Here is a 320-nt window from a genome sequence, read left to right as displayed (position 1 = left end):
CTGTCGGATATTGTGAAATAGTGTGCGGCAAAGACAAAAGGTCGTCTGAAAACAGTTTTCAGACGACCTTTTTGCATGGCCTCAAGCAGAACGATCAACAGCAGATTCAACCGTTCCAATAATACCGGACAATGTGGAAGAACACGGGCGCAGCGAAGCAGATGGAATCTACGCGGTCGAGCATACCGCCGTGGCCGCGTATCATGTTGCCCCAGTCTTTAACGCCGTAGTCGCGTTTGATGGCGGACATCACCAGCCCGCCGAAGAAACCCATCAGGCAGACGACGAAACCGATAGCGGCGGCTTGTCCGTGGCTAAAC

1 protein-coding gene is annotated in these 320 nt (G+C 53.1%); it reads right to left on the bottom strand.

Going from position 1 to position 320, the window contains the following annotated elements; genetic code table 11:
* Window positions 1-106: 106 nt before the first annotated feature.
* The coding region (locus tag ACTHS3_RS17545; protein ID WP_440368702.1) for a phosphatidate cytidylyltransferase at window positions 107-320 on the bottom strand (214 nt) is incomplete at its 5' end.

This window comes from Neisseria sp. P0009.S007 (genome assembly GCF_051962515.1).
This window is presented reverse-complemented; position numbering and strand designations above follow the sequence as displayed.